This is a genomic window from Polaromonas sp. P3_C2 (genome assembly GCF_056402675.1).
On record NZ_JBFUGX010000184.1, the window covers coordinates 1 to 6,952 of the forward strand.

Sequence of the window (6,952 nt, forward strand, 5' to 3'; positions counted from 1 at the left end):
GCGTAGTGCTGCACAAAGCCCGGCGTCAAAATGCGCATGAAACCGGCCAGCACCACCAGCGCGGGCGAATGCCGGTCAATGCGGGCCATGAGTTCCGCATCAAAAGCCTCCCGGGAATCAAACGACTTGTGCGGCACAACTTCGGTAGCAATTCCCAGGCTTTGGGCCAGGGCCAGCCCCGGGGCATCCGCCTTGTTGCTGATGACAGCGGCTACCTGTACCCCCCATTTGTTGCGCCAGCCCTCTTTTTGAGCGGCGCGGGAGATGGCGGCCATGTTGGAGCCACCGCCCGAAATCAGGATGACGATGTTTTTCTGCGCAGTTGCCATAGCCCTCTAGTTTAGAACGCGGCAGATAACAGCTCACCGCCGCCCCGCCGCACGCATCAAACTCAATGGCACGAATGTCCCAACTGAGACATAAAATTGCGAACGACCGTGCTAAAAATAGAAAATCGACCGTAGACATACCCGCCAACCGGCCTGGAGACATTCGCCATGGATTTAGCTTTCACCCCTGAAGAACAGGCCTTTCGCGAAGAGATACGCGCCTGGGTTCACGCCAACCTGCCCAAGGACATCTCGCACAAGGTGCACAACGCCCTGCGCCTGTCGCGTGACGACATGCAGCGCTGGGCCAAGATCCTCGGCAAAAAAGGCTGGCTGGGCCACGGCTGGCCCAAGGAATTTGGCGGCCCGGGCTGGAATGCCGTGCAAAAGCACTTGTTTGAAGAAGAGTGCGCACTGGCTGGCGCGCCGCGCGTGGTGCCCTTCGGACCGGTGATGGTGGCGCCCGTCATCATGGCCTTTGGCAGCCCCGAGCAGCAAAAGCGCTTCCTGCCAGGCATTGCCAGCGGCGAAGTATGGTGGAGCCAGGGTTACAGCGAACCGGGTTCGGGTTCGGACCTCGCGTCCGTCAAATGCCGGGCCGAACGCCAGGGCGACAAATACATCGTCAACGGCCAGAAGACCTGGACCACGCTGGGCCAGTACGGCGAATGGATTTTCTGCCTGGTCCGCACCAGCAATGAAGGCAAGCCGCAAACCGGCATTTCGTTTTTGCTGATCGACATGAAGTCGCCCGGCGTGACGGTGCGCCCCATCGTGCTGCTGGACGGCGAGGCCGAGGTCAATGAAGTCTGGTTCGACAACGTCGAGGTGCCGGCCAACAACCTGATCGGTGAAGAAAACAAGGGCTGGACCTATGCCAAGCACCTGCTGAGCCACGAACGCACCAACATCGCCGACGTGAACCGCGCCAAACGCGAGCTCGAGCGCTTGAAGCGCATCGCCAAGGCCGAAGGCGTGTATGAAGACCAGCGCTTTCGCGACGAGATCGCCAAGCTCGAGGTCGACGTGGTGGCGCTTGAAATGCTGGTGCTGCGCGTGCTCTCGGCCGAAAAATCAGGCAAGAACTCGCTGGACATCGCCGGCCTGCTCAAGATTCGCGGCAGCGAGATCCAGCAGCGCTACAGCGAGCTCATGATGCTGGCCGCCGGCCCCTTCAGCCTGCCCTTTATTGAAGAAGCCATGGAAGCCGGCTGGCAAGGCGACTTCCCCGGCGGCCTGCCGGGCGACGCGCCGCTGGCATCCACTTACTTCAATATGCGCAAGACCACGATTTACGGCGGCTCCAACGAAGTGCAGCGCAACATCGTCTCGCAAGTCGTTCTCGGCTAAACCCTATCAGTTCATTCCGGTTTAAAGGAAAGCATCATGGATTTCGATTTCACCGACGACCAGGAACAGCTGCGCGACGCCGTGCGCAAATGGGTCGACAAGGGCTACGACTTTGAGCGCCGCCGTGGCATCGCAAAGGCTGGCGGCTTCTCGCGCGAGGCTTATGGGCAGATCGCCGAGCTGGGGCTTACCGGCCTCTACATCCCCGAGGCCGACGGCGGTCTTGGCATGGGCCCGGTCGAAGGCATGGTGGTGATGGAAGAGCTTGGGCGCGGCATTGTGCTGGAGCCTCTGGCGCAGACATTGATTGCCGGCGGCGTGCTGTCCAGCTATGCCCCCGAAGCCGTGAAGGCCAACTGGCTGCCGAAAATCGCCGCGGGTGAAAGCCTCATGGTACTGGCCTACCAGGAACGGGCCGCGCGCTACGACTTCAAAAAATGCGAGGCAAATGCGGCTGCAGCCGGCGATGGATGGGCGCTAACAGCTACCAAAAGCATAGTGCCGGCCGCTGACAAAGCCGATGCCTTCATCGTCCCTGCCATGGCCAATGGCAAGCTGGCGCTGTTTCTGGTGGAGCGCAGCGCTGCCGGCGTGACAACCAAGGGCTACAGCACGCAGGACGGCGGCCGGGCTGCTGAACTCACACTTAAAAACGCGCCCGCCACGCTGGTCACGCTGGACGGCCTCACGGCCCTGGCCCACGCTATCGACATCGGCATTGCCGCCACCTGCGCCGAAGCCGTAGGCGTGATGGACAAAACGCTGGCCATCACCGTCGAATACATGAACACCCGCAAGCAGTTCGGCGTGGCCATCAGCAGCTTCCAGGCCTTGCGCCACCGCGTGGCCGACATGAAGATGCAGCTGGAGCTGGCGCGCTCGATGAGTTACTACGCCTCACTCAAGCTCAATGCGCCGGCCGATGAACGCGCCCGTGCGCTGGCGCGCGCAAAGTACCAATTGGGCGTGTCGATGCGCTTTGTGGGCCAGCAGGCGGTGCAGCTTCACGGCGGCATTGGCGTGACCGACGAATACATCGTGAGCCATTACTTCAAGAAGCTGACCCAGCTCGAAATGACGTTTGGCGACACGCTGCATCAACTCGGCGAAGTATCGAGCCGGATGCAGGAGACGGCTGGCGTATTTGCCTAGAGCAACACTCACCCCCGATGCGGCCTGCGGCCGCCTCCCCCTCAAGGGGGCGCCACTGGCGGCCCGGCGAAGCCGGTTCCGCGGCGGCCGCTGACCTGGTGCCCGCGGGATCAGGCGAGCTAAGCGTGCAGGCGTGACGTTTTCGGAATATGCGCCATCAAGAATTCCATCTGGTCCGCCAGGATACGGCGGTTGCGCAGGATGAAGTCTTCCCAGAGGCTGGGCACATAAGGCGTGTAAAGAAGCGGCATGTGGGCCTGCTCAGGCGTGCGGCTGCTTTTGCGGTGGTTGCAGGCGCGGCAGGCGGTCACCACGTTCATCCAGGTGTCTATGCCTTTTTGCGCAAACGGAATGATGTGCTCGCGCGTCAGGTCTTCTTCATGGAAATGACCGCCGCAGTAGGCGCACACATTGCGGTCGCGGGCAAACAGCTTGCCGTTGGTCAGGCCCGGTTTCAGGTCAAACGGGTTGATGTTGGGAACGCCCTTGGTGCCGATGATGCTGTTGACGGTGATGATGGACTGCTCGCCCGTGATGGCGTTGTGGCCGCCATGGAAGGTAACGACCCGCGCGCCCATCTCCCAGCGCACCTCATCAGCCGCGTAATGCAACACGGCTTGTTCAAGGCTGATCCAGGATTGCGGCAATCCCTGGGCTGAGAGCTTCAAGACCTTCAAAACGAACCTCCATCATGGTGGATGACGCATGGAAACACGGCGTTCGGCTGACTGTGTATCAATATACAGTGAAATCATGGCAAACAGGTTCAAATCCCCCATAAACCACTTTGAAGCCCCGTTGAGACGGCCTCCAGCGCTATAAAAACGATAATTGCCCCATGAAAATTTTCCGCGGCTACCACCATCCCCAGCTGGCGGCGCAATGCGCCCTGACCATCGGCAATTTCGATGGTGTGCACCGCGGCCACCAGGCCATGCTGGCGCTGCTGAAAAATGAGGCACAGCACCGCGGGGTCCCCAGCTGCGTCATGAGCTTCGAGCCCCATCCGCGCGACTACTTTGCCGGCGTGGCTCGCAAGCCCGAACTGGCACCCGCGCGCATTGCTACCCTGCGCGACAAACTCACYGAGCTGGCGCGCTGCGGCATCGACCAGTGCGTGGTGCTGCCTTTTAACGCCCGGCTGGCCTCGCAACCGGCTGAGATGTTTATCGAGGAAGTCTTGCTGAAAGGCTTGGGCGTGAAATACGTGCTGGTGGGCGACGACTTCCGTTTCGGGGCGAAAAGAGCGGGCGACTACGCCATGCTGGACGCCGCCGGCGACCGCCTGGGTTTTGACGTCGCCCGCATGAACAGCTATGAAGTCAGCAACACCCGAGTGTCTAGTTCTGCGGTGCGCGAGGCGCTGGCGCAGGGCCAGATGACCCGCGTGGCCAGCCTGCTGGGCCGGCCTTACAGTATTTCGGGCCATGTGGTGCATGGCCGAAAACTGGGTCGCGACCTCGGTTTTCGCACCCTCAATCTGCGGTTTTCGCACTGGAAACCGGCGGCCAGCGGGATTTTTGCGGTGCAGGTGTTTGGCCTGGCCGACCAGCCCATTCCCGGCGTAGCCAACCTGGGGATCCGGCCCTCACTGGACCCGGCCGATATCAACGGCGGGCGCGTGCTGCTGGAGACGCATTGCCTCGAATGGCCGGCCAGCCTGGGCCCCGAGGGGGCATACGGTAAAATCATCCGCGTGGAACTGCTGCACAAACTGCACGACGAACTGAAATACGACAGCCTGGACAGCCTGAAAACAGGCATTGCCAAAGACTGTGACGAAGCGCGGGCGTTTTTTGCCCAGCCGCCCAAGTCGTTTCCAGCCTCCATGCACACGGAAACCAGCCGCCAGACCACGCGCGACCGAATTTAGACGATCTCGTCGCCTCTGGCCTCGCCTTTCATTTTTTGGCGACCGGCTTCTTCCCCACCGTATTTCCGGCGGCCCGCCTTTTCAGGCCGCCCTAACAACAGCATTCCAGAAGCATCCCATGTCCGAGACCAAAACCGATTACCGCAGCACCCTGAACCTGCCCGACACACCCTTCCCGATGCGCGGCGACCTGCCCAAGCGCGAAGCCGGCTGGGTCAAGGAATGGGACGAAAAAGGCATCTACAAGAAGCTGCGTGACGTGCGTGCCGGAAAACCCAAATTCGTGCTGCACGACGGGCCTCCGTACGCCAACGGCAAGATCCACATCGGCCACGCCGTCAACAAGGTCCTGAAAGACATGATCGTCAAGGCGCGCCAGCTTAAGGGCCTTGACGCCATCTACGTGCCGGGCTGGGATTGCCACGGCCTGCCGATCGAAAATGCGATTGAAAAGCTTCATGGGCGCAATCTTCCAAGGGACGAAGTGCAGGCCAAGAGCCGCGCTTTTGCCACCGAACAGATCGCCGGCCAGATGGCCGACTTCAAGCGCCTGGGTGTGCTCGGGGAGTGGGACAACCCCTACCGCACGATGGATTTTGCCAACGAGGCCAATGAAATCCGCGCGCTCAAACGCATCATGGAACGCGGCTTTGTCTACCGGGGCCTCAAGCCCGTGTACTGGTGTTTTGACTGCGGCTCCTCGCTGGCCGAGTTTGAAATCGAGTACGCCGACAAGAAATCGCAGACGCTGGACGTTGGCTTCAAATGCGCTGAGCCGGAGAAGCTCGCAGCCGCATTCGGCCTCAAGAGCCTGGCCAAAGACGCCTTCGCGGTGATCTGGACGACCACCGCCTGGACCATCCCGGCCAACCAGGCGCTCAACCTGAACCCGGAACTCGAATACGCGCTGGTCGACACCGATCGCGGCATCCTGCTGCTGGCCTCCGTGCTGGTCGAGAAATGCCTGGAGCGCTACCAGCTCACCGGCAAGGTGCTGGCCACAACGGCAGGCAAAAACCTGGCGTTGCTGAAATTCCAGCATCCCTTTTATGACGTTGACGCAGGCTACCGGCGCTTCAGCCCGGTCTTTCTGGCCGACTACGCCACCGCCGATGACGGCACCGGTATCGTGCACTCCTCGCCCGCCTATGGGGTGGAAGACTTTAACTCTTGCGTGGCCAACGGTATCGCCTACGACGACATCCTCAATCCCGTGCAGGGCAACGGCCGCTATGTCGATGAGCTGCCAATGTTCGCCGGGCTCAATATCTGGAAGGCCGCGCCGCTGGTCATCGACAAGCTGCGCGAACATGGCCGCCTCTTTGCCACGCAGGACATCCTGCACAGCTACCCGCACTGCTGGCGCCACAAGACGCCGGTGATCTACCGCGCGGCGGCCCAGTGGTTTGTGCGCATGGACGAAGGCGAAGGCGTTTTCACCAAAGACAAGGCGCCGCAAACCCTGCGCAAGCTGGCCCTGGCGGCCATCGAAGAAACCAGTTTCTACCCGGAAAACGGCAAAGTCCGCCTGCGCGACATGATCGCCGGCCGGCCCGACTGGTGCATCAGCCGCCAGCGCAACTGGGGGGTGCCCCTGCCCTTCTTCATCCACACCGCCACCGGCGAGCTGCATCCGCGCACCATGGAAATCATGGACCAGGCAGCCGCCATGGTGGAGGCCGGCGGCATCGAAGCCTGGAGCAAGGCCACGGCCGAGTCCATCATCGGCAAGGATGCCCCTGATTACATCAAGAGCACCGACATCCTCGACGTGTGGTTTGACTCCGGCACCACACACGACCACGTGCTGCGCCACAGCCACGCCGCGCAATCGACCTGGCCGGCCGACCTGTACCTGGAAGGCCACGACCAGCACCGCGGCTGGTTCCATTCGTCACTGCTCACCGCCTGCGCGATGTACGACCATGCGCCTTACAAAGGGTTGCTCACGCATGGCTTCACGGTAGACGGCAAGGGCCGCAAGATGAGCAAGAGCGAAGGCAACGTGGTGGTGCCGCAAGAGGTGAGTGACAAGCTGGGCGCCGAGATCATCCGCCTCTGGTGCGCCTCGACCGACTATTCGGGCGACCTGGGCATCGACGACAAGATCCTGGCCCGCGTGGTGGACGCCTACCGCCGCATCCGCAACACGCTGCGCTTCTTGATGGCCAACGTGAGCGACTTCGACCCGGCCAAAGACGCCGTGCCATTTGAGCAGATGCTGGAAATCGACCGCTATGCGCTCAGC

Annotated in this window: 6 protein-coding genes; 4 read left to right on the top strand and 2 right to left on the bottom strand. The window is 61.6% G+C overall.

All coding sequences use genetic code 11. From position 1 onward, the window contains the following. A partial coding sequence (purN, locus tag AC1DWI_RS09830; protein ID WP_477724753.1) for a phosphoribosylglycinamide formyltransferase occupies positions 1–329 on the bottom strand: 329 nt, incomplete at its 3' end. A 168-nt stretch (positions 330–497) separates the two neighbouring features. On the opposite strand from purN, the gene AC1DWI_RS09835 reads away from it, so the two are divergent. After that, positions 498–1,679 (top strand): acyl-CoA dehydrogenase family protein, encoded by a 1,182-nt coding sequence (locus tag AC1DWI_RS09835; protein WP_477669682.1) that lies wholly within the window; start codon positions 498–500, stop codon positions 1,677–1,679. 36 nt (positions 1,680–1,715) lie between these two features. Further along, positions 1,716–2,831 (top strand): acyl-CoA dehydrogenase family protein, encoded by a 1,116-nt coding sequence (locus AC1DWI_RS09840; protein ID WP_477669683.1) that lies wholly within the window; start codon positions 1,716–1,718, stop codon positions 2,829–2,831. A gap of 119 nt (positions 2,832–2,950) precedes the next feature. On the opposite strand, the gene AC1DWI_RS09845 is transcribed toward AC1DWI_RS09840, so the two are convergent. After that, positions 2,951–3,508 (bottom strand): HNH endonuclease, encoded by a 558-nt coding sequence (locus tag AC1DWI_RS09845; protein WP_092128654.1) that lies wholly within the window; start codon positions 3,506–3,508, stop codon positions 2,951–2,953. A 161-nt stretch (positions 3,509–3,669) separates the two neighbouring features. Here AC1DWI_RS09845 and AC1DWI_RS09850 point away from each other — a divergent pair, with 161 nt between their 5' ends. Beyond that, positions 3,670–4,704 (top strand): bifunctional riboflavin kinase/FAD synthetase, encoded by a 1,035-nt coding sequence (locus tag AC1DWI_RS09850; RefSeq protein WP_477669684.1) that lies wholly within the window; start codon positions 3,670–3,672, stop codon positions 4,702–4,704. Between the two features lie 118 nt (positions 4,705–4,822). After that, positions 4,823–6,952, top strand: a 2,130-nt coding sequence (gene ileS, locus AC1DWI_RS09855; RefSeq protein ID WP_477724754.1) for an isoleucine--tRNA ligase, incomplete at its 3' end; no start/stop codon positions are given.